The organism is Xanthobacter flavus (genome assembly GCF_017875275.1).
GTDB classification, from domain to species: Bacteria; Pseudomonadota; Alphaproteobacteria; order Rhizobiales; family Xanthobacteraceae; genus Xanthobacter; species Xanthobacter flavus_A.
Genome location: NZ_JAGGML010000001.1, coordinates 2,791,929 through 2,818,905, shown reverse-complemented (window position 1 = coordinate 2,818,905; position 26,977 = coordinate 2,791,929). Strand labels below are relative to the sequence as shown.

Annotated in this window: 24 protein-coding genes and 1 pseudogene; 13 read left to right on the top strand and 12 right to left on the bottom strand. The window is 65.9% G+C overall.

Going from position 1 to position 26,977, the window contains the following annotated elements; genetic code table 11:
• Positions 1–60: 60 nt before the first annotated feature.
• From J2126_RS13580 to J2126_RS13560, 5 genes are read right to left on the bottom strand one after another with little or no spacing between them, the layout of a single operon-like run.
• A complete protein-coding gene (locus J2126_RS13580) occupies positions 61–1,275 on the bottom strand; it encodes an ABC transporter substrate-binding protein (RefSeq protein ID WP_209487469.1) in 1,215 nt (404 codons plus the stop codon).
• A gap of 25 nt (positions 1,276–1,300) precedes the next feature.
• Entirely contained in the window at positions 1,301–2,782 is a 1,482-nt protein-coding gene (locus J2126_RS13575) for an FAD-dependent oxidoreductase (RefSeq protein ID WP_209487468.1), read from the bottom strand.
• A 36-nt stretch (positions 2,783–2,818) separates the two neighbouring features.
• Complete coding sequence (locus J2126_RS13570; protein ID WP_209487467.1) at positions 2,819–4,027, bottom strand: CaiB/BaiF CoA transferase family protein; 1,209 nt, start codon at positions 4,025–4,027, stop codon at positions 2,819–2,821.
• A complete protein-coding gene (locus tag J2126_RS13565) occupies positions 4,024–4,866 on the bottom strand; it encodes a citryl-CoA lyase (protein ID WP_209487466.1) in 843 nt (280 codons plus the stop codon). The genes J2126_RS13570 and J2126_RS13565 overlap by 4 nt, the downstream gene beginning before the upstream one ends.
• Before the next feature lie 8 nt (positions 4,867–4,874).
• Positions 4,875–6,353 (bottom strand): aldehyde dehydrogenase, encoded by a 1,479-nt coding sequence (locus tag J2126_RS13560; protein ID WP_209487465.1) that lies wholly within the window; start codon positions 6,351–6,353, stop codon positions 4,875–4,877.
• Positions 6,354–6,523: 170 nt separating this feature from the next.
• On the opposite strand from J2126_RS13560, the gene J2126_RS13555 reads away from it, so the two are divergent.
• Together J2126_RS13555 and J2126_RS13550 are read left to right on the top strand one after the other, a co-directional pair.
• The gene (locus tag J2126_RS13555) at positions 6,524–7,192 is read left to right on the top strand and encodes an IclR family transcriptional regulator (protein WP_209487464.1); all 669 of its coding nucleotides are present in this window, start codon (positions 6,524–6,526) and stop codon (positions 7,190–7,192) included.
• Positions 7,193–7,256: 64 nt separating this feature from the next.
• Positions 7,257–7,586, top strand: a complete 330-nt coding sequence (locus J2126_RS13550; protein WP_209487463.1) for a hypothetical protein — start codon at positions 7,257–7,259, stop codon at positions 7,584–7,586.
• Here the strand turns inward: J2126_RS13550 and J2126_RS13545 are convergent.
• Positions 7,570–9,510 carry a helix-turn-helix domain-containing protein gene (locus J2126_RS13545; RefSeq protein ID WP_209487462.1) on the bottom strand — a complete coding sequence of 647 codons (1,941 nt, stop codon included), beginning with the start codon at positions 9,508–9,510 and terminating at the stop codon, positions 7,570–7,572. The genes J2126_RS13550 and J2126_RS13545 overlap by 17 nt on opposite strands.
• A gap of 319 nt (positions 9,511–9,829) precedes the next feature.
• Between J2126_RS13545 and J2126_RS13540 the strand changes: the two genes are divergently transcribed.
• The 3 genes from J2126_RS13540 to J2126_RS13530 all read left to right on the top strand — a co-directional run bounded on the left by J2126_RS13540 (position 9,830) and on the right by J2126_RS13530 (position 13,270).
• Positions 9,830–11,086: a CaiB/BaiF CoA transferase family protein gene (locus J2126_RS13540; RefSeq protein WP_209487461.1), complete on the top strand. Its 1,257-nt coding sequence runs from the start codon at positions 9,830–9,832 to the stop codon at positions 11,084–11,086.
• A gap of 1 nt (position 11,087) precedes the next feature.
• Positions 11,088–11,852, top strand: a complete 765-nt coding sequence (locus J2126_RS13535) for an enoyl-CoA hydratase/isomerase family protein (protein WP_209487460.1) — start codon at positions 11,088–11,090, stop codon at positions 11,850–11,852.
• Between the two features lie 164 nt (positions 11,853–12,016).
• Positions 12,017–13,270 carry an ABC transporter substrate-binding protein gene (locus J2126_RS13530; RefSeq protein WP_432445328.1) on the top strand — a complete coding sequence of 418 codons (1,254 nt, stop codon included), beginning with the start codon at positions 12,017–12,019 and terminating at the stop codon, positions 13,268–13,270.
• Positions 13,271–13,321: 51 nt separating this feature from the next.
• Here J2126_RS13530 and J2126_RS13525 read toward each other — a convergent pair.
• Positions 13,322–13,540 (bottom strand): annotated as a pseudogene (locus J2126_RS13525) (transposase); the annotation flags it as partial.
• Between the two features lie 238 nt (positions 13,541–13,778).
• On the bottom strand, positions 13,779–14,429 hold the full coding sequence (locus J2126_RS13520) for a TetR/AcrR family transcriptional regulator (protein WP_209490140.1): 651 nt from the start codon (positions 14,427–14,429) through the stop codon (positions 13,779–13,781).
• Between the two features lie 96 nt (positions 14,430–14,525).
• Here J2126_RS13520 and J2126_RS25790 point away from each other — a divergent pair, with 96 nt between their 5' ends.
• Complete coding sequence (locus J2126_RS25790) at positions 14,526–15,152, top strand: AAA family ATPase (protein ID WP_348634299.1); 627 nt, start codon at positions 14,526–14,528, stop codon at positions 15,150–15,152.
• Positions 15,153–15,353: 201 nt separating this feature from the next.
• Here J2126_RS25790 and J2126_RS13510 read toward each other — a convergent pair whose 3' ends face one another.
• Positions 15,354–15,587 carry a hypothetical protein gene (locus tag J2126_RS13510; RefSeq protein WP_245327321.1) on the bottom strand — a complete coding sequence of 78 codons (234 nt, stop codon included), beginning with the start codon at positions 15,585–15,587 and terminating at the stop codon, positions 15,354–15,356.
• 219 nt (positions 15,588–15,806) lie between these two features.
• Between J2126_RS13510 and J2126_RS13505 the strand changes: the two genes are divergently transcribed.
• The 6 genes from J2126_RS13505 to J2126_RS13480 all read left to right on the top strand — a co-directional run bounded on the left by J2126_RS13505 (position 15,807) and on the right by J2126_RS13480 (position 22,418).
• Positions 15,807–16,217 (top strand): hypothetical protein, encoded by a 411-nt coding sequence (locus J2126_RS13505; RefSeq protein ID WP_209487458.1) that lies wholly within the window; start codon positions 15,807–15,809, stop codon positions 16,215–16,217.
• A gap of 114 nt (positions 16,218–16,331) precedes the next feature.
• Positions 16,332–16,520 carry a hypothetical protein gene (locus J2126_RS13500; protein WP_209487457.1) on the top strand — a complete coding sequence of 63 codons (189 nt, stop codon included), beginning with the start codon at positions 16,332–16,334 and terminating at the stop codon, positions 16,518–16,520.
• A gap of 4 nt (positions 16,521–16,524) precedes the next feature.
• Positions 16,525–17,649 (top strand): hypothetical protein, encoded by a 1,125-nt coding sequence (locus tag J2126_RS13495; protein ID WP_209487456.1) that lies wholly within the window; start codon positions 16,525–16,527, stop codon positions 17,647–17,649.
• Positions 17,650–17,651: 2 nt separating this feature from the next.
• The gene (locus tag J2126_RS13490; protein WP_209487455.1) at positions 17,652–21,245 is read left to right on the top strand and encodes a hypothetical protein; all 3,594 of its coding nucleotides are present in this window, start codon (positions 17,652–17,654) and stop codon (positions 21,243–21,245) included.
• A 430-nt stretch (positions 21,246–21,675) separates the two neighbouring features.
• The gene (locus tag J2126_RS13485) at positions 21,676–22,101 is read left to right on the top strand and encodes a terminase small subunit (RefSeq protein ID WP_209487454.1); all 426 of its coding nucleotides are present in this window, start codon (positions 21,676–21,678) and stop codon (positions 22,099–22,101) included.
• A 104-nt stretch (positions 22,102–22,205) separates the two neighbouring features.
• Positions 22,206–22,418, top strand: a complete 213-nt coding sequence (locus J2126_RS13480; RefSeq protein ID WP_209487453.1) for a hypothetical protein — start codon at positions 22,206–22,208, stop codon at positions 22,416–22,418.
• Between the two features lie 493 nt (positions 22,419–22,911).
• Here the strand turns inward: J2126_RS13480 and J2126_RS13475 are convergent.
• A protein-coding gene (locus tag J2126_RS13475; protein WP_209487452.1) for an IS5 family transposase occupies positions 22,912–23,666 on the bottom strand; the annotation gives its coding sequence in 2 pieces (ribosomal slippage) (positions 22,912–23,333 and positions 23,333–23,666; 756 coding nt in all).
• Between the two features lie 425 nt (positions 23,667–24,091).
• Here J2126_RS13475 and J2126_RS13470 point away from each other — a divergent pair.
• Positions 24,092–25,663: a sensor domain-containing diguanylate cyclase gene (locus J2126_RS13470; protein WP_209487451.1), complete on the top strand. Its 1,572-nt coding sequence runs from the start codon at positions 24,092–24,094 to the stop codon at positions 25,661–25,663.
• Positions 25,664–25,745: 82 nt separating this feature from the next.
• Here J2126_RS13470 and J2126_RS13465 read toward each other — a convergent pair whose 3' ends face one another.
• Positions 25,746–26,036 carry a hypothetical protein gene (locus J2126_RS13465; RefSeq protein ID WP_209487450.1) on the bottom strand — a complete coding sequence of 97 codons (291 nt, stop codon included), beginning with the start codon at positions 26,034–26,036 and terminating at the stop codon, positions 25,746–25,748.
• 145 nt (positions 26,037–26,181) lie between these two features.
• Complete coding sequence (locus J2126_RS13460; protein ID WP_209487449.1) at positions 26,182–26,934, bottom strand: carbonic anhydrase; 753 nt, start codon at positions 26,932–26,934, stop codon at positions 26,182–26,184.
• Between the last annotated feature and the right edge of the window lie 43 nt (positions 26,935–26,977).

Below are 26,977 nucleotides of genomic sequence, written 5' to 3'. Positions count from 1 at the left end.
GTGCAATTCCAAAACGGCGGGAAGGGCCAGCGCCGAACCGGGCCTTGAAAGCCGACCTGCCTACATCTTCTTCACCAGCGGGCATTCGCTTTCGGCGAGGGGGCGGAAGGCCTTGTCGCCGGGCACGGTCGCCGCGAGCTTGTAATAGTCCCATGGCGCCTTGGACTCCGCCGGCGTCTTCACCTGGAACAGGTACATGTCGCGGATGACGCGGCCGTCCTCGCGGACCTTGCCGTCCTTCGTCATGAAGTCGTTGACGGGCGTCTCCTTCATCTTCGCCATCGCAGGCCCGGCCGCATCCGTCTTCGCCGCCTTCACGGCCTTCAGGTAGTGCGTCACGGCACCGTAGACACCGGCCTGGTAGAAGGTGGGCATGGCCTTGCGCTTCTCGTAGAAGCGCTTGGCGAAGGCGCGGGTGCCGTCATTCATGTCCCAGTAGAAGGGCGCGGTCAGGCGGATGCCCTGCGTCGCCTTCAGCCCGAGGGCGTTGACCTCCGTTTCGGCGAGGAGGAGCGCCGCGATGGTCTTGCCGGATTCCGCAAGGCCAAACTCGGCGGCCTGCTTGATGGCGTTCTGCGTGTCGAGGCCGGCCGTGGCGAGGGCGACGACCTCGGCCTTCGAGCTTTGGGCCTGGAGCAGGAAGGACGAGAAATCCGGCGCATTGGCCGGCATCCGCACCGAACCGTAGACCTTGCCGCCGGCCGTCTGGACCACCGCGCTGGTGTCGCGCTCCAGCGCGTGGCCGAAGGCATAGTCGGAGGTCAGGAAGAACCAGTTCTTCAGGCCGGAGGCCACCACGGCATCACCGGTCACATGGGCCAGCGCGTAGGTGTCATAGGTCCAGTGGATGCCGTTCGGCGAACAGGCCTTGCCGGTCAGGTCCGAGGAGGCGGGAGAGGAGAAGATCGCGATGCGATCCTTCTCCCGCGTGATCTGCTGCACCGCCAGCGCCACGGCGGAATTCGGCACGTCCATGATGGCGTCGACGCCGTCCACCTCGTACCACTTGCGGGCGGTCGCGGCGCCGATGTCGGCCTTGTTCTGGTGGTCGGCGGAGATGATCTCCACCTTCGCGCCCTCGATGGGTCCGAAGTCCGCCACCGCCATTTCCGCAGCAAGGATGGAGCCGGCGCCGGTGGAGTCGGACAGCTGGCCGGACAGGTCTGTCAGGATGCCGATCTTCACCACGCCGTCCGAATAGGTCTGAGCCCGGGCGCCGGCGAGCGGCAGGGCAATGGCCACCGCGCATGCGGCCGCCAGCATCGTCTTTTTCATTGTTGTCCTCCCTCTTGTATCTGGTTCAGAGCGCCGTCTTCAGGCGTGGTGCGAGGCGGGCCGCGGCATCGAGGCCGGCGAGACGGCCGAACACGGCGCCGCGCAGCACGGAGGTCGAGCCCGTATAGACCTGGTGATAGAGACCGACGGTCTCGCCCGCGGCGTAGAGGCCGGGGATGATCTTTCCATCGCCATCCAGCACCTGGGCCGAGGCGTTCACCTTCACGCCGCCGAAGGTGAAGCACGCGGTGGAGATGATGGGATAGGCGCGGAACGGCGCCGTCTCGATCCGCCGGCACCAGTGCGACTTGCGGGGCTCAAGCCCCGTGGTCGCCCGGTGGTCGATGGCGAAGGGCGTGAAGTCACCGCCCTCGTCGGGACAGGCGGCATTGAAGGCGGCGATGGTGTCGAGGGTCTCGCCCGGCAGCCCCAGCTTTTCCACCAGTGCTTCCAGCGTGGGCGCCTCCACCGCCGGAACATCCGAGCGGATGGAGGTGCGCCAGCGCGGGATGTCCTCCACCTTGGCGTCGAAGATGACCCACGAGATGCCGCCCGGCTGGTCGGCGATGGCCCGGCCGATATTGTCGTAATGGGCATCCACCGTGCCGGGCGCCTCGTCGAGGAAGCGCCGTCCGTCGCGGTTCACGAGCACGCCATAGGGATAGATGAACACCACCGCCTCGGCCTGGAGCGAGCGGGGATCCACCGGCTCGGCGTGGTAGGAGCCGAACTCGCCGGCAGGCGCGGCGCCCGCCTCCAGCATCATGCGGATGCCCTCGCCGCGATTGTAGTAGCCGCCGCGGGCCACGGGGCGGATGTTGGCCGCCTTCTGGCCGATGTAGCGCGTCATCATCTCCGGGTTGCCCTGGAAGCCGCCAGAGGCGAACACGGTGGTGCCTGCGCGGATTTCTTCCCGCCGCCCGTCCGGGTCGGTCACGGCAACGCCCGCCACGCGCCCGTCAGCATCGCGCAGCAAAGCGGTGGCGGTGGTGCGGAAACGCACCTCGGCGCCGAGCCGCTTCGCCTCGGCCATCAGCCGCTCGATGAGCGCGAGGCCGCCCCCCTGCGCGGCGATGCGCGTGGTGTTCTGGGTGAGCAGGTAGATGGGCTGGGGGCCGAACTTCAGGCCGAAGCCCTTCAGCCAGGCGATGGTGGGGGGCACCTCGGCGGCAAAGGTGGAGATGACCTCGGGGTCCGGGAAGGGATGGGCCTTCACCACCGCCGGCCAGTCCGCATAGGCGCGGGCCACGTCGGTCAGCACGTTGGGATCGAGATTGGGGCCGGCATTCGCGGCGAAATGCTCCTCGAAATCGTCGGAGATCTCGCTGTCGTTCTTCATGCGCATGTAGGCTTCGGTCCAGCGCGTGTTGCCGCCGAACTCCTCTTCCGGCGCGCGCTCGAGCAGCGTCACCGAAAGTCCGCCTTCCAATGCGGACACCGCCGCGCTGAGCCCGGCGATGCCGCAGCCCACCACAAGGAGGTCCGGGCCTTTTGCTGTCGTTGGCATGTTCTCCTCCCGGAGTTTGATTGTCGTTGTTCGGCTTCAGCGAGACGCGGTGACGCCCATGGCCACCACGCCGTCGCGCGCCAGGGCGGCGATGGTGTCCGGCGCGTAGCCGAGGGCTTCGAGCACGTCGGCCGTGTCGGCTCCCACCTCCGGCGGATCGCTGCGCAGCGAGAGGTCCGCCTCGGCCATATGGATGGGCAGGCGCGGCAGGCGCGTTTCCACGCCGTTGGGCAGGCGCGTGGGCATCAGCCCGCCGGTCGCGGCAAGATGGGGATCGTGGAACAGATCCTCCGGCCGGGCGATGGGCGCGAAGGGAATGCGCGCCTTCTCACACAGCGCCACCGCCTCGTCCTGTGTCAGCGACCCGAACAGGCAGGCAAAACACGGCAGGATGCGTCCGCGGGCGGCGACCCGGCCGTTATTGGTGGCGAGGCTGGCGTCGGCCAGCATGTCCTGCCAGCCGACCAGCGCGCAGAAGCGCTGCCAGTGCCCATCGGTGGTGATACCGACGAAGATCTGTCGCCCGTCTTTCAGCGCAAAGGGCTCGTACACAGCCCAGGCCGAGACGCGCTCGGGCATGGGCGGGATGGGCTCGTTGGTCTGCGCCGCATAGGCGAGATGCTGGCCCATGAGGAAGACGGTGGTCTCGAACAGCGCCGCCTCCACCACCTGTCCCTCACCCGTCGCCTCGCGCTCGCGCAGCGCGGCGAGGATGGCGATGACGGCGAACATGCCGCCGGCGATATCCACCACCGATGTCCCCGCCCGCAGGGGCCGGCCGCTCGGCCCGGTCATGTAGGCGAGGCCGGACATCATCTGCACCACCTCGTCGAGGGCGAGGCGATGGGCGTAGGGACCATCGAGGAACCCCTTCAGGCTGGCATAGACGAGCCGGGGGTTGAGGGCGGTGGCCGCCTCCGCATCGAGGCCGAGACGGCCCATGGTGCCGGGGGCGAAGTTTTCCACCACCACGTCGGCGCCCTTGATGAGGCGGTGGGCGATCTCGCGGCCCGCATCGCTCTTCAGGTCCACCGCCAGCGAGCGCTTGTTGCGGTTGAAATAGCCGAAATAGCCCATGCCGAAGCCCTGGAGCTGGCGGGTGGGGTCTCCGCCTGGAGCGGGCTCGATCTTCAGCACGTCGGCGCCGAGATCGGCGAGGATCATGGCGCAGGATGGCCCCATGACCGTGTGCCCGAAGTCGAGCACGCGGATCCCGGCAAGGGGCAGGCGCTTCTCACGGATCATGGCGCAGTCCCTTCCGCCGCGGCGGTGGCGCGGGGAAGCGCACGCGGCTCCGCTCCGTCGTAGGTGTAGGCAATCCCCGGCGGCATCGGCCCCTTGATGCGGCCGCCCTGCGCCTTCTGCTCCATGGCATGGGCGAGGATGCCCACCGAGCGGGAAAGGATGAACAGCCCGCGCCCCTCGTCCGGCGCGAAGCCAAGTTCCGACAGGACCACGGCGGTCGCCCCGTCGATATTCATGGGCAGGCGCTTGCCCTTGGCGGCGGCGAGGGCCTCCTCCACCGCGCGGCCGATGGCGGCGAAGCGGCCCCCGACGGCGCCGCGCGAGGCGGCATCATCCACCAGCGACAGCAGGCGTCCGGCGCGCGGGTCCACCGGATGAAAGCGATGGCCGAAGCCCGGCACATGCTCGCGCCGCAGCAGGCGGGCGCCGATCTCGGCACCGGCGGCGGCATTGAGGGCGATGCCGTGTCCGGCCCGGCCATCGACGGCGGCGTACAGCTCCATGCATTGCTGGCCGGCGCCGCCATGGACATCGCCCAGCGCGTTCACGGCCGACGCCATGGCGTTGTTCACGCCCACGCCGCAGGTCATGGCCATGCGGGCGATGGCGATGGAGGGCGCCTGCGGGCCATGGTCCACCGCCGCCACAAGCACCGCGCCGAGCAGCGCCGCTTGATCGGCGCTCGGCAGGTCGCCGCGCAGCATCAGCCAGATCATCTCCGGAAAGGAGACGGCGCCGATGAGGTCTTCGATGGCGTAGCCCCGCACACGGATGGTGCCGGGCGCGATGTCGATGATGGCGGTGCGCCACCACTGGCCGGGATCGGGAGAGGATGCCACGGCGCGCCTCAGCCCAGGATGAAGGGGTTGGAGCGGTTTGGTTTGGTGGTGATCCACACGCTCTTGGTCTGCAGATATTCCTTGATCGCCTCCACGCCGCCCTCGCGGCCGAGGCCGGAGCGCTTGTAGCCGCCGAAGGGGGTGGCGAAGCTGGTGGAGCGATAGTTGTTCACCCACACGGTGCCCGCCTTCAGGCGGTCGACGCACCACAGGGCGCGGTGCAGGTCCTTGGTCCACACGCCGGCGGCGAGTCCGAATGGCACGTCATTGGCGATGGCCAGCGCCTCGTCCTCGTCCTTGAACTTCAGCACGCAGACGACGGGGCCGAACACTTCCTGCTGCGCGATGCGCATGTCGTTGCGCACGTCGGTGAAGATGGTGGGCGCCACGAACTGCCCCTGGCCGTAGTCGGGGCCGGACAGGGCATAGCCGCCGAGCGCGAGGGTCGCGCCATCCTCCTTGCCCATCTCGATCATGCGCAGGATCTTCTCGTACTGCGCGCGGGTGGCGATGGGACCGACCTGGGTCTCCATCAACGCGGGATCGCCGATCTTCGCGTCCCTCACCACCTCGATCAGGCGGGCGAGGAAGGCGTCGTGGATGCTCTCCTGCAGCAGCAGGCGGGAGCCCGCCATGCAGGTCTGGCCGGAGGCCCCGAACACGCCGGCCACCGCCCCCTTCACCGCCTGCTCCAGGTCGGCATCGTCGAACACGATGTTGGGCGACTTGCCGCCGAGTTCGAGCGTCACCTTCTTCAGGCCGGGCGCGGCCGCCTCGTTCACCTTCTGCCCGCCGATGTCGCCGCCGGTGAAGGCGACCTTGGCGGTGAGGGGGTGGCGGACCAGGGGCTCGCCCACTTCGGGGCCGAAGCCGGTCACAACATTCACGACGCCCTTCGGAAAGCCCGCCTGTTCCGCCAGCTTCGCCAGCTCCAGTAGGGAGGCGGAGGTGTATTCCGAGGGCTTGATGACGATGGTGTTTCCCGCAGCCAGGGCGGGCGCCATCTTCCAGGTGGTGAGCGCGAGGGGAGAATTCCATGGCGTGATGGCCACCACCACGCCCAGCGGCTCGAGCTTCGTATAGTTGAAGACGTCTGCCTTGTTGATCGGCACCACGTCGCCGCCGACCTTGTCGGCGAGCCCCGCATAATAGTGGAACCACTGCGCCACGTTGCGGACCTGCCCCGCGACCTCGGCCATGAGCTTGCCGTTGTCGCGCTGCTCGATCCTGCCGAGCAGGTCCACATTCTCCTCGATCAGCCCGGCGAGCTTGCGCAGCAGCGCGCCGCGCTGGGTGGCGGTGAGCGAGGACCATTCCGGCGAGAGGAAGGCGCGGTGGGCGGCCTCGACGGCGCGGTCGGCATCGGCGGCGCTGCCGCGGGGGATCAGCGCCCAGGCCTCGCCCGAGAAGGGCTCGCTGGTCTCGAACCACGCGCCGGACGCCGGATCACACCATGTGCCGTCGATGAAGAGCTGATAGCGCTCCACTCACGCCTCCCTGAAAATTCTGCTAGACAGAACTAGTTTCTTTCTAGTAGAACTATCGCCACAAGCCGGGCGTGTCAACCGCCGCCCGGGCGTGCGTCGGCATGGACGGGGGGGGGGGCATGTCTTCAGACGGGGAGAAGGACGCGAAGTCCGCGGGCGGAGTGGAGGCGGTGGACCGCGCCTTCCGCATCCTGGGGGCGTTCCGGGATGGCGACACGGCGCTCAGCCTGCACGAGCTTTCCGAGCGGACGGGCTTCTACAAGAGCACCCTCTTGCGCCTTGCCGTGTCCCTGGAGCGCGCAGGATGCCTAGTCAGGATGCCGGACAAGACCTACGCGCTGGGCTTTGAGGTAATGCGACTCGGCAGCCTCTATCAGCGCAGTTTCAGGCTCGACCGGCACGTCCGCCCCATCCTGCGCGAGCTGGTGCGGGAGACGGGAGAGAGCGCCTCGTTCTTCCATCGCGACGGGCCGGTGCGGGTCTGCCTGTTCCGGGAAGATTCCAATCAGCCCATCCGAGACCACATCCGCGAGGGCGACGTGCTTGCCCTCGACAAGGGCGCCGCCGGGCATGTGCTGACGGCTTTCTCGCGCTCCCGGGACGTGGCGGAGCGCCGGGCGCTGCTCGCAAATCTGCCCTTGGTCTCTCAGGGGGAGCGGGACACGGAAACAGCGGCGATCTCGGTGCCGGTTTTTTCCGGCGGCATCGCTCTTGCGGGGGCGTTGACGATCTCGGGCCCGCGCACCCGTTTCACGCCCGCTCAGATCGCGATCATGTCCCCCGTTCTGCTTGCCGCCGGACAGGAGCTGACAGCCATCCTTGGCGGCCAATGGCGATAGAGCGTGTTCATGTTTCGCTGAATTACCAGTATTAGCCAGGCCTATTCAAGCCGGCGCTCCGAGAGTGCTGTCGGCAGCATTTTCGGAGAACAGCGACGTCTTCCCCAAGTCGGCGTATTGGCGCCTCTTTATTTTCACCCAAGGTTCCGACGCCTCGAAAGACCCGGTGGAACAGCCACCCGGTCTGAGAGAAATGTCCGCAGTTGGGCGGCAGGTGAAGGTCGCTCTGAACCGCCCCGTTACTGAGGCGGCCATTTTCATGGGCTACATCGGCGGGACTGATCCGGGGCAGGTGTCGCTTCTGCCGGCGCGCGTCGAGGATCACGCGACCCGGGATGCGCTGCTCTGCAACGTTGGTTTTGAAGCCAGTTCGGCCATCAGCATCCCCGCCTAATGGCGTTGAGGCGCAGCGCCAAATGAATGTCGAGCGTGCGTCCAGCTTCGCTCCAGTTCGGAGCGATCTCGCCGATGCTTTCCAGGCGCTGCCGCATGGTGTTCACGTGGATCCCCAGCGAGGCGGCGGACTTATGAAGGCTGTGGCCGTTGTCCATATAGGCAAGCAGCGTCGCGGTGAGCCTGCTCTTCCGCCGGAGGTCGTGTTCGATCAGCGGGCCCACTGCGGACATGACGAACTGCTCGATGGCATCTTCGCCTTTTTGCTCGAACAGCAGGGCGTAGATGGAGAGCGTCTTCTCGAACATGATCTGCCCCGATTGTCCGATCGTGTGCATCAGTGCGCAGGCGCGGAGTAGGGCCTGGTAGGCGGCCGGGACGCCGTCGAGTTCGGGAACGGGCGCGGAGATAACGATGCTGAAGCGCGTTTGAAACGCCTCGTCCAGCGCTTCCGCAGCCCGTTCGGCGAGACCCGAGGGATTGCTGACGCTGGTCACGATCACCACGTCGCCGTTGAATTCAGCTAGGATAGTATCGCGGCCGCCAAGCCCGGAGCGCAATGCGGACGAGATTCGGGTTGCGGGCACATCGCCCGCGTCTACCAGCAGGAGGGTTATCGGCCATGATAGCGCGACCCCGCTCGGCAGCCGCCGCGCGCATTCCGGCGTGAAAGGGTCCGTGGCGCCACGCAGCAAGGCTGCGACGATGTCCGAGACGTTCCGGTAGGTGGCTTGAGCCACCCGCTCCAGTGACATGAGGACAATACCGGAAACAAGGGCGCTGCGTTCAAGCGTGCGAACCTCCGATTCTGAAAGTTCCCGCTTTCGGGTCAGGAGCAGCGCTCCCAACCGCGCCGAGCCACCCATCACCGCCGCCACGCGGGTCATATCGCCCTCGGCACTTCGCAGGGAGACCGAACGGCCAAGCACCGCGCTGTCTCGGATCGCCTTGGCAAGGTCCTCATCGGCCAGATCCTCCGGCAACTGGCCACAGGTGAGGCGACGGCGGTCGTCCAGCATGCAGGCATCGCCCTTGAGCAGATTGGAGACCCGTCGGGTTAGGTCCTCCAGAGAACCGCCGCGGGCAATCAGTTCGGTCAGTTGCTCGTGGGCGACGGCCGCTTCTTCCACATCCTCCGCCTTGGCCGTGAGAGCCGCGTTGGCCTGCTTCGCGATGCGCAAGGCGCGCCGAGCCTCTTCCAAAAGTCGTGCATTCTCGATGGCGAGCGCGGCGAACGTGGCGAGCGAGGACAGCACGGCGATCTCATGCGGCGTGTAAGAACGCGCGTAGCGGTCGCCGACAAACAGCACGCCAATGACCTGGGTTTCCAGCGCCAACGGAACGCCCAGGATGGAGACAATCCCCTCTCCGGCGGTGGCGCAGTCGATTCCGCGGTCATGGTCGAACTTCGTATCGGCCGGATAGTTGCTGGACTGGAATGGGCTGCGGCTCTTGGCGACGCTCCCGCACACGCCGATGTTCCTTGGAACGCGGATCGTGGCGAAGTCGCGCGAGATCACGCCCTCGGTGGCGCGCACATAGAAATCGCCATGCTCCTCGTCGGCCGCCGAGAGGTAGGCGATGTCGCTTCCCGAAAGCTGCTTAGCGCGCTGGACGATGGCGCGGAGCACCTGGTCGGTATCGCGCAGCCCCGCAAGGTCCCTCGCGGTCTCGTTCAGCGCGGTCAGTTCACCCTCGCGCTTGCGCTTCTGCTCGGCGCTATCGCGAAGGCGGGTCGCGACGGCGATGTCGGAGAGCAATTCCCGGGCGGCATCAGCATTGCGTACCTGGCGCCGAATATCGTCAGCGAGACGCTCGAAGCTGGAATTGGCAGCGTTCTCGTTGAGAAGGCGGAGGAGATTTCGGTAATATGAAACCGAATCAGGCGCCGCGTGAGCCGCAGCCCTCGTGAGCTGGATCGACATCTTTTCCTCCCCGGGGCGCACGTCTTCTTGGCCGTTTCCAGCCCGGATGCTAGCCCACTCTCGCACGAACAAATGGTACATGAATGGTGATAATGCACATCATTCGCACTTCCAAATGTGCCACAGCCATATTTCTCCGTCCCGCGAGCCCCCCCAAACTGGCAGGCTGAACAATGGACCGAAGCGCCGGGCGCTATCGCCGTGAGACCGCCTGAGACGCGGGGGTGTCGGACGGGGTTGGAGCGTGCTGAAACTGCAGGGCCGGCGCCGGGGCCGAGATCAACAAGGGCGCGGGAAAACCTCGCCTGGGGAGGTAAGCATGCCGCTCGATTTTCCATCTGCCACGGGGACCAGTTGCACCCCGGCTGATGCACCGCGAGGGCCTCTGGCGGGGCTGAAGGTGCTGGACATCACCCGTGTGGTCGCGGGTCCATACTGCGCCATGCTCCTCGCCGATCTCGGCGCTACCGTCATCAAGGTCGAGCACCCCGACGACCCCGACTATGCGCGCACGTTTCCGCCTTTTGTGGCCGGCGAGGACGCGGGGTTGAGTGCCTTCTTCACCCAGTTCAACCGCAACAAGCTCGGCATCTCGCTGAACATGAAGACGGAGGAGGGCAAGGCGCTACTAAAGCGTCTGGTGCGCGAGGTCGACGTGCTGGTCGAGAATTTCCGGCCCGGCACTATGGAAAAACTCGGCCTCGGCTATGAAGTCCTTCGGCTGGAGAACCCGAAGCTCGTGTACACCGCCATCAGCGGTTTCGGACGTACCGGTCCGAACTCCTCCCGCCCAGCGTTCGACAATACGGGTCAGGCCGCTGGCGGGCTCTGGTCCATGAACGGCTATGCCGATCGACCGCCAGTGCGGGTCGGGACAATCATCGGCGATCTCGCCGCCTCCCTCTATGCCGCCATCGGGACGCTGGCTGCGCTCCGGGTGGTCGAAAAGGGCGGCGAGGGCCAGGTGGTCGACATCTCCCAGCAGGACTCGGTGTTGAGTCTCACCGAAAATGCCGTAGTGCGCTACACGACCAAGGGCGAGGTCGCCACGCCGCTCGGCAGCGAACATCCCTTCGTGCGCCCCTACGGACAGTTCCCCTGCAAGGACGGATACGTCTTCTTCGGCGGCTATACGGACAAGTTCTGGCGCCTCACCTGCCAGATGTTCGGCGAGCCTGAGGTGGCCGCCGATCCGGCCATCGACACGATGGAGAAAAGGTTCGACCCGGTGGTGGCCGAAACGCGGGTACGGCCGATCCTCGAGCGCTGGTTCAGCACATACACCAAGGCGGAACTGGAAGAGATGGCGGGCGACACGATCCCGCTGAGCGCGATCAAGACGATTGCAGAGGTGGTCGAGGATCCACACATCGCGGCGCGCGAGATGATCGTGAATGTGCCCCTCGGGGCCGAGATGGTCCGCATGTTCGGTCAGCCTGTGAAGCTCTCCGCAACGCCCGCCACGACCTTTGCCAAGGCGCCCGACGTCGGCGAGCACAACGCCTTGGTCTATGGCGACCTCGCCGGCCTGTCCGCCGAGGACCTGGCGCGGCTTGCGGATCAGGGAGCGATCTGACGTGGCGATCGAACTCACCAAGGACGGCAACGTCGCCACCATCCGCATCGCCAGACCCGACAAGCTGAACGCGTTGTCGCTTCAGATGTACGAGGATTTAGGCAAGGCCTTTGCCGAAGCGCGGGACGATGACACCGTCCATGCCGTGGTCCTTACCGGTGCAGGGACGCGGGCCTTCTGCGTGGGCGCCGACCTGACCGAGTCCATTCCCGCCCTTGCGAGCGGCCGCTTCGACATCAGCGCCTGGGATCCGGCCCACCTCAAGGGGCAGCGCTTCCATAAGCCCCTCGTCTGCGCCGTGCGCGGGCTCTGCATTGGCGGTGGCTTCGAAATCATGCTCGCGAGCGACATCCGCATCGCCTCTTCGGACGCGGTGTTCCAGTTGCCGGAGCCGGTTCATGGCTTTGTGCCCGCCGGCGGCACACTGGTTCGCCTCGTCCGGCAGATCGGCTATGCCCACGCCATGGAGATCATGCTGACGGCGAGGCGCTTCTCTCCGGATGAGATGGTCCGGTTCGGGGTTGTCAATCAGGTCGTTGCACCCGAGGTGGTAGAGACCCGCGCGCACGAAATTGCCGACGGGATCGCAGCGCTCAGCCCGACCGCCATACAGACCATCAAGGAGGCGGCGCTGACGCTTCAGGACGCGTCCTGGGACGAGGCCTTCGCACGCGAGGCGGCTCTCGGCCAGCGGACCTTCACGAGCGAGGACGCCAGGCGGGGCCTCGCCGCGTTTGCCAGCCGTGCGGAACGTGGCAAGCACTGAGCCCGTTTCCAACGGCGGTATGTGGGATGGGCACAGCACTGGGCTCAACCCAGTGGCTTTCCCACATTGTGTCCAAGGATCGGCCACCCGTAAGATTCCGCAGCCGCCGCAGAGCTTTGCGCCCGAATAGGTGCGGCCCACAATAAATTCAAAGGGATGGATCAATGGCCAGTCGTGGGATGAAACGTCTCCGTCACGCTCTCACCGTGTCGGCGGCTCTTGCGCCGATGGCGCTCGTCGCGGCCTCGCTCGCCGCCGCGCAGACACCGAAGATCTCCGACGATGTGGTGAAGATCGGTCTGATTGAGGATATGTCGGGTGTCTATGCCGATATTACGGGGATGGGAGCTGTAACGGCCGCGAAAATGGCGGTCGAGGAGTTCGGCGGCAAGGTACTCGGAAAGCCCATCGAAGTGGTTTTCGCCGATCACCAGAACAAGGCCGACATCGGCGGCGCCATTGCCCGTCGCTGGTTCGATTCCGAAAACGTTGACGCGATTCTGGATGTCGCCTCTTCCTCACCGGCGCTGGCAGCGCTTGAAGTGGCGAAGGACAAGAAGAAGATCATCGCCCTCAGTTCGCCCGGCTCGATCCGCATCACGAACGATGCCTGCGGTCCCTATGTGATTCACTGGGCGTATGATTCCTACGCGATCGCGAACAGCACCGGCACGGCCCTGGTCAAGCAGGGGAATAACAGCTGGTATTTCATCGTGGCCGACTATGCGTTCGGACACAGCCTCGCCAAGGATACGGGCGACGTGGTCACCGCCAACGGCGGCAAGGTCCTCGGCAGCACGCGGCTACCGGTCGGCACGACCGATTTCGCGTCCGCCCTGCTGCAGGCGCAGGGCTCTGGCGCCAAGGTGGTAGCGCTGGCAAACGCCGGTGCCGACACCATCAACTCCATCAAGCAGGCCGCCCAGTTCGGCATCACGCAAAGCGGACAAAAGCTCGCCACGCTCGCCGGATTTATCAACGACGTCCACGGCCTGGGGCTGAAGGAGGCGCAGGGCCTTACCATCACCGAGGCAAGCTACTGGGACATGAACGACGACACGCGGAAATGGTCCCAGCGCTTCTTCGAGAAGATGAAAGCCATGCCCAACATGCTCCAGACCGGGACCTACTCGGCGACCTTGCATTATCTCAAGGCGGTCGAAGCAGCCGGGACGGACGAGACTGAGGCCGTCATGCGCAAGATGCGCGAGATTCCGGTCAATGATGTCTTTTACAAAAACGGGAAGATCCGCGTGGACGGCCGCATGGTCCACGACATGTATCTGTTTCAAGTCAAGACGCCCGCGCAATCGAAAGGCCCCTGGGACTACTACAACCTGATCGCCACGATCCCGGGCGACCAGGCGTTCCAGCCCCTTTCCCTCTCGACGTGTCCTTTGGTTACAAAGAAGGATTGAGGCTCGCACTAGGCTCCAGATCTGGCGCCTAGTGCGAGGCGACTCTCCAGGCGCGTCGGCGAGCATGCGCTTCAGCTTGGCGCTCTCGTCCTCGAGCTCGCGCAGCCGCTTGGCCTCCGACACGTCCATCCCGCCGAAACGGGCCTTCCACTTGTAGATGCTGGCATCGCTGACCCCGTGCTAGCGACACAGGTCCGACACCGGAACCCCGGCCTCGTGCTCCTTCAGGATGCCGATGATTTGCTCTTCCGTGAAGCGGCTGCGCCTCATGTTCTGGTCCTCTCATTGGGCCAGAACGAACTTCAAGCTGGATTATGATCCTCCCCCGTTTTTGTGGATACACAAACAAAATGTGGGACAAATTGAGGGAGTCGCGACCACGCATCGAATTAAGTCTTTGTTTTGTTGGGTTTTAAAGGTATCTGGCGGGCCGCGAGCGACCAAGAAGAGAACTACGTGTACGCCATAGCCCTATGACCGCGTCTGCGCGTGCGGGTTTCCGACCAGTTCACGCGCGCGCCCCGTCCGTGGCCGTTACGGCGAGGAAGGCGGCCCACCGTCGGTCGAACAGCAACGTCAGCACCTCCCCGTCATCCTCCTCGACGGGTGCGAGGCGGAGGCGGTTGTTCACGCCTTCGAGCAGATCGATGAGGAGCCCGGTAATCTCGGCGGGGCTCTCTGCGCGCAGCAGCCCGGCCTCCTGAGCCGCGCCGATCGCCTTGCTCAGCGGCTCCAGAGCCCGTTCCGACCAGAGGGCGAGGCGGTGCCTCAAATTGGCGGACAGGGCCGCCTCGGCACAGACGGACAAATAGAAGGCGGCATATTCCCGGCGGCTGCCGATCTCGACATAGCGGTGGGCCACGCGGCGGAGCGCCTCCAGCGGATCCCCGGTGTCGCCGTCGACCGACGCCGCCAGCAGCGCCTCGCGAAAGGCATGCATGTCGCGTTCGACCACGGCATCCAGCAGGGCCTGCTTGCTCGCATGGCGGCGATAGAGAGTGTGCTTGGAGATGCCGAGACTCGTGGCGATTTCTTCCAGCGAGGTGTTCGCGATGCCCTTTCGCCCGAACGCAGCCCGGGCGCCGTCAAGCAGCCGGGCATCCAGCGCCGCGGCCTGCTGTCGGCTGGGCCGCCCCCCCGGCCTTGGCGGTGAGTTCATCCTGTGCTCCTGGTCGAAACGGCACGGTATCGTTGCGTTTTCGGCGCCCACCTGATAACAGCACGATATCGTGTCGTTATCTAGAGGCATCCGAACGTGGCATCAATCCGCCTCGCCGGGCTCACCTGGCTCACCCCGGCCGGGCAGGCGGCCAGCAACTGCGGCCTCATCGCCGACGACGGCGAGCGCCCGGTGCTCGCCACCATCGAGAGCGGGCTGGCCGCCGGTCGGCTGAAGCCCCGCGACGTCCCGGACCGGCAGGAGCACCGTCACGAGATGCGCGGCACGGGCACCGACGGCCCAGCCCCGGCGCCGCAATCGATGCGGCGAGATCGGCACCAGATGGCCGAACCGCTGGAGGTGGTATGCGCGGCCGACCTCGCCGGCAAGCCAATCCCGCCCCGGCAGGAGCACGTGGAAGGCATGATCCCGGCCGGGAACGTGACGCTGCTCTATGGCGACGGTGGCACGGGCAAGAGCCTCCTCGCGCTCCAGCTTGCCGTCGCCACTGCGGCGGGCTCGCAATGGATCGGCCTTCCGGTGGCTCGAGGCTCCACCCTCTGCCGTGACGCCAAGGCCGAAGGTATCACGAAGGCGGGCTTCCTCACCGCGATGAACAACCTCTTCGCCGAGGGCCGGATCGTGAATGAGGTGTTCGGTCCGCCATCCAAGCCGAGGCACCGCATCGCCCTCAAAAGGGACAATGGCGATGCTTCCGACTGACTTCCAACGCTATTCCGACGCCCTTCCAACGCTTTTGAAGGGCTGGGGGAGACACACCCCCTATAACCCCCAGGGGCGTTGGAAGCGCCCCCACGTTGGAACGTGGGGCGCAACGCCAACTGGTCGGCGAAGGGTGCCCCATGGTCGGAGAGAAGACCCGCGCAATTGGCTGCTAGCCGAAGTCGATATCCCGACCTCGCCTCACGCCACCAGTCGCACCCGCAGCCCCATGGCGCAGGCGAAGGTCTCGAAGGCCTGCCAGGCCCGCGGCTCCATCTCCGGTTCGTCCGCTGCCTCCATCACGTCGATCAGGGGCTCGGTATGCTCCGCGATGGGCAGGGTCCGCAGGAAGTCCGCCGCCTCATCGAGGGAAGCCAGCACAGTGGACGACTGGCTGGGGCGGGCGTGCTGCGGGCGGATGTCGGTGCACTGCATGGCTCGGTTCTCCTGCATGATCGCTCGCCCCCGTCATCGCGATCCTTGCAGCGAAACGCGCCCCCACTTTGGGGGAGATGTGACAATTCCGGGGTGAGCGTCCGTGGTCGTCATTTGTCGTCCCCACCGAGCAACATCCGTGCCGGTGCGGCCAGTTAGCGCCAGTAGCAATTGGAACGCGCCGCGGGGCCTCGCCCCGGCAGCACAGGAGCCCGAACCATGTCGAACCCTCGCCCCTCGCTCCTCGCCACCCTGCTCCGCGCCGCCGCGGACTGGGCCGGCGCCCGCCATGGTGCGCCCAAGCGCGGCCGAGCCGAGCGCCGCCGCCGGTCTCGCCAGTGCCTGAAGGACCGGGCCGCCTTGTCGGACTTCTTCCGGGATCGCTGCCAGGACCTCGGCGGCCAGGTGGACGCCCTCCAGCAACTCGTGGCCGGCCTGAACGTCGAGCGGGATCGCCTGCGTCAGCAAATCCAGATCCACCACGAGTGCATGGACGACCTCGGCCGGCGGAACGCCTACCTGCTCGGCCAATGCGCCGCCTCCCAGCACGAGGCCGAACACTGGAAGCGCTTCGTGGAAGACGAGCGGGCGCGGGAGGCCGGGATTGCCCGCAAGCTTCAATTAAATTGATAGGTTAGTCTCTGGTAGTCTTCAGTGGACATATTGCTTCTACAATCCATCAATATAAATCGCAATATTACAGTTCAAAGTCGCTGTATCATGGGCCGAACTGGAGATTTGCAGATGGCCGGTTCTCTCACCGAAATCATGAACCTCCGCGGGCCTCAGGGCTTCAACGCCGCGATTACCGAGGCCGCGGCCCGCGAGAGCATCACTCAGGCCGAGTTCGCGCGCCGCGCCATCCTGGAGCGCATCGAGCGGGCCGGTGTCACCCCGCCGGCTGTGAAGCCGCTCCCGAAGCGGGAGGGCTGACGCCATGGCGTTCGATGTCCCGACGTTCTTCATCCCCGTCCAGCCCAATCAGGGCGCGCAGATCGCCTCCTATGCCGACCGGCTGCTGGGCGCCTATGACCAGGGCCAAGCGTCCCGGCGCCAACAGGACGTTCTCGACGGTCGAAAGGCCCTCGGTGCCGAGATGGCCGCGAACCCGACGGCGACGCCAAACTATCAGTCGATGGCCGCGCGCCTCATGGGCAATGGGGACCTGGAGGGCGCTCGCGTCTATCAAGGGCTCGGACAGCAGGCGACGCAGAACGATTTCGAGCGGCAGAAGATCGACATCTTGCGCCAGCGGGCCGGGAAGGCCGAACAGCCGACCTATGGTCTCAACCCGGTGTGGGGCGTGGACGCGAACGGCAATCCCGCGATCATGCAGCTGGGCAAGGACGGCAACCCGATCCAGCCGAAGCTCCCCGCCGGTTTCACGGTCGCGAAGGACCCGATCAAGGTCGATGCCGGAACCCACTTCGTGTTGCTCGATCCGCAGACGCGCCAGCCCATCACCACGATCCCGAAGAACGTGGCCGGCGTCGCGCAGCAGAGCGCCGTCGGCAAGGCGGCCGGCGAGGCGCAAGCGCAGCTCCCCGGCGCGGAAGGCATGGCGGGGCAGATCGCCAAGCAGATCGATGATCTGGCGGCCGATCCCTACCTGCCGAGTATGCTCGGGCCGCTGGCCTCCAGCCTGCCGAACGTGTCGGCGGACGCGGCGCGCGTGCAGGCTCGCATGGATCAGCTCAAGGGTGGCGTGTTCCTTCAGGGCTACAACATGCTGAAGGGCGGCGGCGCCATCACGGAAGTGGAAGGCCTCAAGGCCGAGAACGCCATGGCGCGCCTCAACGCCGCGCAGAACCTTCAGGATTACCGGGCCGCGCTCGGAGAGTTCAAGGATGCGCTGACCACTGGCCTTGCCAAGCTGCGGGCGCAGGGCGCCATGGTGCCGGGCGGCCAGCAGGGGCAGGCGGCGCCGTCCAGCCCGTCCACTGCGTCCCCGGCCGCCGGTGATCCGCTTGCGCAGGCCCGGGCTGCCATCGCCCGCGGCGCGCCACGTGACGCCGTGATCCAGCGTCTCCAGCAAATGGGCGTGAACCCGGCGGGGCTTTGACCATGCAGAACGCCTTTCAAGACCTCGTGCCCCTTCCGCCCGCCGACCCCAACGCCGCGAGCCTCGCGGAGCGCCTGATGGGCCAATCCCCGCGCGTCACGACCTATTCCCCTCAGCGCGGCGGCGACCGGATGGAAGGTGGATATGCATCATCTCGGCCTGGCCCGGACGGACAGGCCGTCGTGCGCACGCTGGAGGACTTCCGTACCGGACAGGCACCCTATGTGACCATCGCCGGCAATCCCGCGCTCTATGGGCGATCCTACACCATCCCCGAGGTGAGTTATCAGGCCGGCGGGCAGCGCCACGTGCTGCGCGACGTCCCGGTGGTGGTGCATGACACCGGCGGCGCGTTCCGCAATGCGCCGGAGGGGCGGTTCGACGTGCCCGTGGGGCGCGACCTCGGCCCGGCCGACACCAACCAGGGGCTTTCCGGCGTGCAGTTCATGCCGCCGCAGGACATGGCTTACACGGCAGAGCCGCCGAAGTCGGCCGGCGTGCGGGCTATCGAGGGCGCCATCCGTCCGGTGTCCGGTGCCGACCCGATCCCGCCGCGCCCGACGGGCATTCTCGGTCAGGCTCCGCAGGCTCGGCAGGGGCTCTTCGACGATCTGATCCCCGACGGGCCGCAGCAGCAGGCGGCCTCCGGCATGTTCGATGACCTGATCCCCAACTCGCCGCAGCCCGCCCAGCCCTCGCCTTCCGGTCCTTGGAACAACATCACCGCCGGCCTCAATGAGGCGATCTATGGCACGCTTGGCGCGCCGGTGGACGCCGCGACGTGGCTCTTCAACAAAGCGGCCGGGCAGGTGCGCGCCATGACTGGCGCGCCAGTGCGCAATATCGAGGCTCCGGTCGGCGGAAGTCAGTGGCTGGCCGGCGTCGGCGAGAAGGTCGGCGTGAACGATCCCGCCAAGGTGCAAGCGAACAGCACGGAAGAGAAGCTGCTGCGCGCTGCAGGTGCTGGTGTGGGTGGCATGATCGCTCCGGAAGCGGCACTGGGCGCTCTTGGCCGCGCCGGGGTCATTGGCGAAGGCGCCATGAACACGCTCGGGCAGATATTCGGCCGCTCGGCCTCGGTCGGCGATGCCGCGGTGAATGCCGGTGTCGGCGCCGCGGCTGGTATCGGCGGCCAGATGGCGGGGCAGGTTGTCCCCGAACCGTGGAAGCCGCTTGCGGAGACCGTGGGAGGAATGGCCGGGGCCGGTGTGGGTGTCGGTGCCGTGGCGGCCGGGCGCGGCGTGGCCGGCCTGCCGCAGGCGTGGCGCGACTTCCGCCTGTCCGATCCAGCGACGCAGGAGCGCGTGGCCGGCGAGCGCCTGCAGCAGTGGGCGACCGATCCCGCCGCGGTGCGCGACACGCTGGACGCGGCTGCAGCATCGAAGCAGGTCGGCCTGCCGACCGAGCCGGGCGCCGTGGCGCGCAATCTGGTGAAGGGGTCCGAGCCGACGACCTTCCAGTTGACGGGCGACATGGGCCTTGGCGCCCTGGAGCGCGCGAGCGCAGCGCAGAACCCGGCCGAGTTCATGCAGCGCCGGGCGGACCAGAACACGGCCCGCGTCGGCGCGTTGGAGGCGATCCAGCCCAAGGGCGCGCCCGAGCAGGTGGTGAACAGCCTGCGGCAGAACCTCGCCGCGCTCGATCAGCAGACGGGGCAGGTGTTGCAGAGCGCCACCACCCGCGCGCAGGGCGCGGCCGCGGCCATCGGTGGCGAGGGCGCGCCGGAGGCGTATGGCGGCGCGATCCGGCAGAACATCATGGACGCCCGGGCCGTGGCGAAGGAGCGCGAGCGCGCCCTGTGGCAGGCCGTGGATCCGGCCGGCGACCTGAACCTGCCGGCGACCGGCGTGCGCGACACGGCCCGGACCATCGTGAAGGGGCTGGAGAAGTCGGCCGCGCCCCTGGAAGGGGAAGAGAGGGCCGCCATCGTCACCGCCCTGAAGTATCCCGATGTAGTGCCGTTCCGCGAGATGACGGCGCTCCGCAGCCGGGTATCGGACGCCATGCGCCAGGAGATGATGACGAACGGGCAGACGCGCGTGTATGCTCGCTTGTCGCAGCTTCGCGGCGCCATCGAGCGTGATATCGAGAACGCCGTGGCCGCGAAGGCGGAGATGGAACAGCAGGCGGTGCGGGCCGGCACGATGTCCGAAGAGGACACCATCGCCGCCACGCTGGCCAAGTGGGAGCAGGACCGAGGCGCTTGGTATGACCGGCGAGCCACCGCTGAAATGGGGCAAGGCGTTTCAGAAGGTGGTGGCGGAAATGCCTCCTTCGGACCGGGCCGAGTTTCTCCAGCATATGGAACGCAAGGCCAAAGCCGAGGCGGACCTCGCAACACTGAGGGCAATTCGGGAGTACAAGGCTCTGGCTTCCTCCCAAACGACCTCCAGCCCAATTTCGACGCCGGAGCCGCCGACCGACTGAAAATCGCCAGCGAGGCGACCAAGCAGCGCGCGCAGACCTTCGACAGCGGCCGGGTGGGCGGCACGATCCAGCGCAGCGGCGCGGCTGGCCCATTCCAGATGGAAGCCTCCGTCGTCCCCGGCCGGTTCTTCGTGCCCGGCCCGCGCGGGTTCGAGGCCATGCAGGCGCTGCGCAACGCCTCCCCCGGCGCCATGGCACAGGTCCGGGAATATGCCATCAGCACCCTCCGCAAGGCCGCTCAGAGCCCCCTCGACGGCACGCTCGACCCCGCCAAGGTGCAGGCGTGGCGACAGAAGCACACCGACGCCCTGCGGGCCATGCCCGAGGTCGAACAGATGCTCGCCAGCCCGGTGGCGGCGTCTCAGGCCATGGCCAAAGCAGCGGCCGACCGCAAGGCGGCACTGGACGCCTTCGAGCAGGGCGCCGTGGCGCGGCTCCTGAACGTCTCCGACCCGGCCGACGTGACCAAGACCATCGGCGGCATCTTCTCACGGCAGGACGCCGTGCAGCAGATGGCGCGCCTTGCCCGCGAGACTGCCGGCAACGAGGAAGCCCGCAACGGCCTGCGCAAGGGGGTGGCCGACTACATCAACCTCCGGTTCATCGGCAACACCGAGGGCGCGGCGTCCGGCACGGACATGATGCGGTCGGATGCCTTCCAGCAGTTCCTCCGCCAGAACGTCCCCGCGCTGAAGCAGGTGCTTTCCGGACCGGAGATCATGACCCTCCAGGCGGTAGCGGCCGACCTGAAGCGGTCCAACCGCTCGCTGGCGGCGGTGAAGCTGCCGGGCGGCTCCAACACGACGCAGGACATGAACGCCGTGGCCAAGTCCGGCGGTGCGCAGTCCTGGCTCGCCCGCATCCTCTCTCCGGGCGCGCTCGCCAGCGCCGGGGCCGCGGCGGGCAGCATGACGGCCGGTGGGATTGGTGCGGCGGCCGGCGCCGGTGGCGGCGCGCAGCTCGGCCGCGTCATCGAGGCCATGCGGCAAGCCGGCCTCCAGAGCGTCGATGACATCGTGCGCGACGCCCTGCTGAACCCTGATCGCGCCCGCGCGCTGCTGGCGCAGGTGAAGGGCGAGCCGACCAAGGGGCAAGCACTGAGCCTCGCCCGCGTCTACATGCGCGCGGTGTCTAGCGGCGCTCCGTCGCCCACAGCCGAAGACAGGTGAACGCGAAGGCTCCAGCGAAAAACCCCTCGGGCGACCAGGTGAACCCACCAGATCCAGCGGCAATATCCCCTGCGAGTCCCGAGGCAATGAGCCCGGAAAACCAAAGCACGATGATCCGCAGCCGACCGCGCCAAGTCATAGGAGAGGGCTCATGGCTTCACTTTCTGAGCCGCAATCACTGCTTCACGTCCGAGGCGTTCGAGCTGGGATTGATCGAGCGCGATCCGAACTGGATTTGCTGGAGTATCGAATTCGAGCACAGCGTGCGTCGGAAGGGCGGGGCTTGTCAGAAAACGAAATCCCGTTGTCTCAACGGGTAGCGGAAGCTTGGATGGCGGGACTTTGGACACCGTGCACCCCCTCAGCGTGAGCCGTGCACGCTAGCACCGCCTCAATCTGAGGTGGAGTCGATCAAAAGAAGGAGCGAGCCGTGGCCCCTCTTCGCAACGGCCGGCGCGAGCGGTTCGCCCAGCTCGTGGCCGAGGGAAATGCGGCGGCCGAGGCTTACGCCGAAGCCGGCTTCCGGGCGGACCGCCAGAATGCCCACCGACTGGCCAACACTCCGACCGTCCGTGCCCGGATCACCGAATTGCAGGAGAGAGGCGCCATGCGCGCGGAAATCACCCTGGCCGACGTGACCGCCAACCTGAAGCGCATCGCTGAGGCCGCCGAGGAGGAGGGCGGAGCGCCCGGCCTCTCAGTGGCCCGTGCCGCCTGGATGGACGTGGCGAAGCTGAACGGGCTCGTGGTGGACAAGAGCGAGAACGTGAACATCCACCACGAGATCAGCGACAAGCCCATGTCGGAGGATGAATGGACTGCGGAGTATGGGGCGAGCGAGGGCGGTGCTGGATAACGAACTGGGGCGCTCGCCTCGCGTTAGCATTGAGGTAGCCGAGCTTCGAGCTACCCTGGCGTTCAGTCTCTCCCCGCTATCGCTGTGGCCAGGAAATTCCGTAGTTGGCGAGCCTGATCGAACGTCAGGCCAACGCGCGCAGGGTGAAGGCGACCAGGTACATTGATTTCCACAAACACGCCTTTCTCATCGTGGTGAGCGGAAACCTGATGGGCCACGATGTAGGCGTGACCTATATCCGATCCGGTTGCGTCCAGAACATCGATTGCTGCATCCTCAACGCTAGGCAGAGCTGCGAGCATTTGGCCTGCTGGTAGCGACACTGCTCCTTCAGCGCCGCGGTCATCCTGAACCACGAGCAGGACACGGGGCTCGTCGCCATCTCGCTCCGCGGCGACGAAACGATCCGCCACCAGCACGGTCCTCGGCCTGTTCATTGTGTCCCTCATTACGGGTTGTGGGCGGCTGCCTGCTAGGCTGAAGCTCTTGTAAGGCCTACCTCTTCTGTCATTGAGGGCCGCCGCGCTCGACCTTACGTTCGGCGAGGGCGAGGTGGTGCATTGAGGGGGTGAACCGGACGGCGACTGCTGTCCACCGTCCGGCTGCCTACCCCGTGTGAAACTTGGACCGTGGTGGGCTCGGCAAGCTAGCGCAACCTGAAGCAGAGCAGCACGAGCCGGGTAGGCATGTGCGGACACCGCCCGGATCACTGTCTGAACCATCTCAAATGAGGGCAAGCCGAGCGACCTACCGGGGCAGACCACCCGGCTTCCACCCGCCTCGATCAGGGCTAGGCTCAGGACTCACTAATCAGAGCCAGAAGATGACGGTAGCTGCGATGCAGATGGCTGAGAAGAAGGTGTGAGCGCAACGGTCGTAGCGGGTGGCGATGCGGCGCCAGTCCTTGAGTTTGGCGAACAGGTTCTCAACCTTGTGGCGCTGCCGGTAGAGGGTTTTGTCGTAGGGATAAGGCCGCTTGCGGCTCCGCGATGAAGGAATGCAGGGATCGATGCCCTTGGCGGCCAGTGCCTGGCGGAACCAGGCACTGTCGTAGCCCCGGTCGGCGATCAGGCATCTCGCCGGCGGCAAGGCATCGAGGACGAGGCGGGCACCCTTGTGGTCGCTCATCTGGCCCTCCGACAGCGCCATGATGATCGGCCGGCCCTCACCATCGCAGACGGTGTGGAGCTTGGAGTTCAGGCCGCCTTTGGTGCGCCCGATACGACGGGGAACATCCCCTTTTTAAGCAGGCTTGCCGCCGTGCGGTGGGCCTTCAGGTGGGTGGCGTCGATCATGATGCGCTCCGGTCTGGGCCCTTCGCCGGCGAGGTTGGCGAAGATACGGTCGAAGACCCCGAGCCGGCTCCAGCGGATGAAGCGGTTGTACAGCGTCTTGTGCGGGCCGTAGTCCTTCGGCGCATCCTTCCATTGCAGGCCGTTGCGGATCACATAGACGATGCCGCTCACCACCCGGCGGTCATCGACGCGCGGCACCCCATGGGCCAACGGAAAGAAGGGCGAGATCCGAGCCATCTGCCGCTCGCTCAGCAGGAACAAATCACCCATGCAAGCCTCCTCAATGGAGACTGTGAATCACAACTCAAGGCAGATTAATAGGTCCTGAGCCTAGAGGCGGGCCACCACACTATACACGCAACACCGCAGCTCGGCGTCAAAAGTGCAAGCAATTGCGACTTTGTTCAACGGAGTGGACTTTTCTTCGATGATGGGAGCGGAGCCGGGGGCTAGCGGGGGCGTTCATCCCGGCTCCGCGTCCTCCGGCCCTTTCAGGGACCGGATTCCCGGCGTAGGGATGACCGGGAGCGACGTTCTCGGCCGTAAGCCAACCTATCGCAAGGGAAGCCTATTGCGACATTGAGCTGAGCGCCAGTCTAAAACCATGGAAGATGCGTCCTTGATAAGCTAAGCGCCGGGAGCTAACTGCCCAAGCCCTACTTCCGGCGCGGTTGCCATTTCACAGCCTGAAGTGCATGTTTCCCATCGTCAGGGCACCGTCCGGATTGCTCGCGAGCGGATCGATTATGCGGCGTCTAATAGCCGGGGCGTATGTGCCGCTGATTGTGGTGACGCTGGTTGCTGTCATTATCCTTGCCCAAGGTCTGACCCTCTGGCGATCCTATCAGGCCACCTGGCAGCTCGCGGTCCACTCCGCAGAGAACGTCCTGAATACCGTTGCGGCCAACATCGAACGGAACTTGACCGTCATCGATCTGACGCTGCGCGGCGCCGAGGACGCCTTTACCGCAGAGGCGGTGAGGAATCTGACGCCGGAGATCCGGCGCATGGTGTTGTTCGACCGAGCCGCAAGCGCCCGATACCTCGGTGCGCTGGTAATTCTTGATCGCGACGGAAACCTCATCGAGGAGTCGGGGTCATCTCAGCAGCACCAGATGAATTTTGCAGACCGGGATTATTTCAAAGCGCAGGTGAATGGGAAGACCGGCACGTATGTGAGCGCGCCATTCCTGAGCCGGCTGCGCGACAATGACCCGAGCATTGCCTTGAGCCGGCGCATCTCCGGCCCGGATGGCCAGTTCGAAGGCACCGTGGCAGCAGCGCTCCGCCTCGCCTTTTTCCAGTCGCTCCTCAACTCCATCAATCTCGGGCCGGAAAGCGTGATCGCCATCACGCGCACGGATGGGACGGTGATCCTTCGATCGCCCTCGACCGATGGCAAGGGGAATTCCGGCATTAGCGTCGCTGCCTCTCCCGTGTTTCAAAGGATGATCGCAAGGCCTGGCGAACGATTCAGCGAACGGTCGCGGCTGGATGGCATCGATCGCTATTACCTTTACACGATCATCGGCGACTATCCTCTCCTTCTCTCCGTTGGCATTTCGCCGGCGGCGGCCATGGCTGAATGGACCGAATTTGCTCTGATTTCCTCTGCGCTCACGATCGGAATGTGCATTCTGTTCATTGTGCTGGTCCGCGTGCTCCGGCTTGCTCTCCGGCGAAGTCAGGAAGTCGAGGAGCAACTGGAAGTTCTGGCTGTCACGGACGAGCTCACGAGCTTGCCCAATCGCCGGGCCTTCGATCTGGCGCTGGCTTCGGAAATGCGCCGCGCCGCGAGGCACCGCACGTCCCTTGCGGTGCTGATGCTCGATGTCGATCACTTCAAGCGCGTCAACGACAATTTTGGACACGCGGTGGGCGACGTGGTTCTGGCGCGGATTGCCAAGGAAATCTCGCGGGCCATCCGCCGGCCCGGCGACTTCGCCGCCCGCTACGGCGGAGAAGAGTTCACTGTCATACTTCCTGCGACCGAGACGGGAGGGGCCAGCTTCATCGCCGAGCGGATGCGGCTGGCGATTGCTTCGATGGAGCCCTGTCCGAACGAGCCGGCACTTGGCAAGGTCACTGTGAGCATAGGCATTTCAGTGACGCTGGCGGACCCAACGACATCGGGAGCAGACATCGTCGCGCGGGCGGATCGTGCGCTTTATGAGGCTAAGGGCGCGGGCAGGAACCGCGTTGTGATCTACCAGCCGGACGAATTCGATAACGCCGTCGGGGCAACCGACGTGACACTCGGCGGGTAGATGGATTGTCTGGTGTCCCGCCGGTGCACGACCGATGCACGGGCGACGCCGCCCGCATCTCTCGAGTACAGGCAGGATAAGCTTACGATGCTGATTTAGAGGCGCATTTCGCTTCAGCGTCGGCAGCGATCACTCTGAAACGGGCGTGTTCATGTTTTTCATCCAAGCCGACCCATCTGTCAAAATCCCTCCCTCTGACCGCATCCGAATTTGCAGCGCGAAGATGAAGGCATTCGATATAAAAAACTGATTCCTCATGCGTAAGTCCGGACAATATTTCGCTTCCATCCTTGTCAATTGAAAGGCCGTGCATGTCTTTATGAAATGCGCGTTCAGAATCTGTGAGATCGAGCAATCTACTCTGCGGATCCATCTCGCTTCTCCATAAGCTCGCCTAAATGTAGCATGGGCGCCGCTTTAGGTGAACTTCGCCGACCGCGACTAGGGAGGACGCGCCGTCCTCCCCCCGCAATTGACGGTCCGCAATGGGTTGGGGCCGTATCAGTGCGCGCTTTGTCTCAGTTGAGGCGCAGCAGGAAGCGCCGGTTCACTGCCTGCAGCGGGCGGGCGTTCATGGGGAAGATGGCGCGGAAGGCGTCGATATCCGCCTGCGCCACTTCGATGGGCGCCGCGAACACGTTCCAGTCCACGATTTCAGAGCAGGGCGGGGTGGTCAGCGACCCCTCGTAGCGATAGGTGCCGCGGGCCGATGGCAGAAAGCCAGCCGGATCGAGCGGGGCGGCCAGCGTCTTGTCTCCGGCCGTGCGCGGCGCCGCCGCCATGATGGTGGAGAGAGCGGCATTGGCCGTGCCGGGCACCATGAAGACGCCCGCCACCAGAAGCCCGCCCTCGGGCGCCGCATGGACGAAATGCGCTTCCATGGCGGTGCGCTTGCCGTCCACGGCGTGCTCGCTCGGCGCATGGAAGTGGAACTGCTTCAGCGCATAGGTCTTGCCGCCGAGGGTGGCGGTGCCGCCGTCCCCGGTCACGTCGGCCTGAATGGTGTGGCCATTGTTCACCACCTTGTAGGCGAACGGTTTCCACGCGAGCATGGGGCCGGCGCTCTCGGCTTTCACCGCGCCTTCAAGATTAATGGGCGACTGCTGGGTGCCGACCGAGCAGGCCGAGAAGCCCTTCTCCAGCGAGCCCCATTCCTGCGGGCCGCCGTGGCCCTCATAGGTCCAGTGCGCCCCCTCGGACGCGCGGGCCGCGCTGGCGCAGACCGGGCAGGCGACAAGGCCCGCGAGCAGCGTGCGGCGATTGATGCTCATGATTTCTCCCCCTTGGGCGGCGGGCGCCTTCAGCATTCGGCCC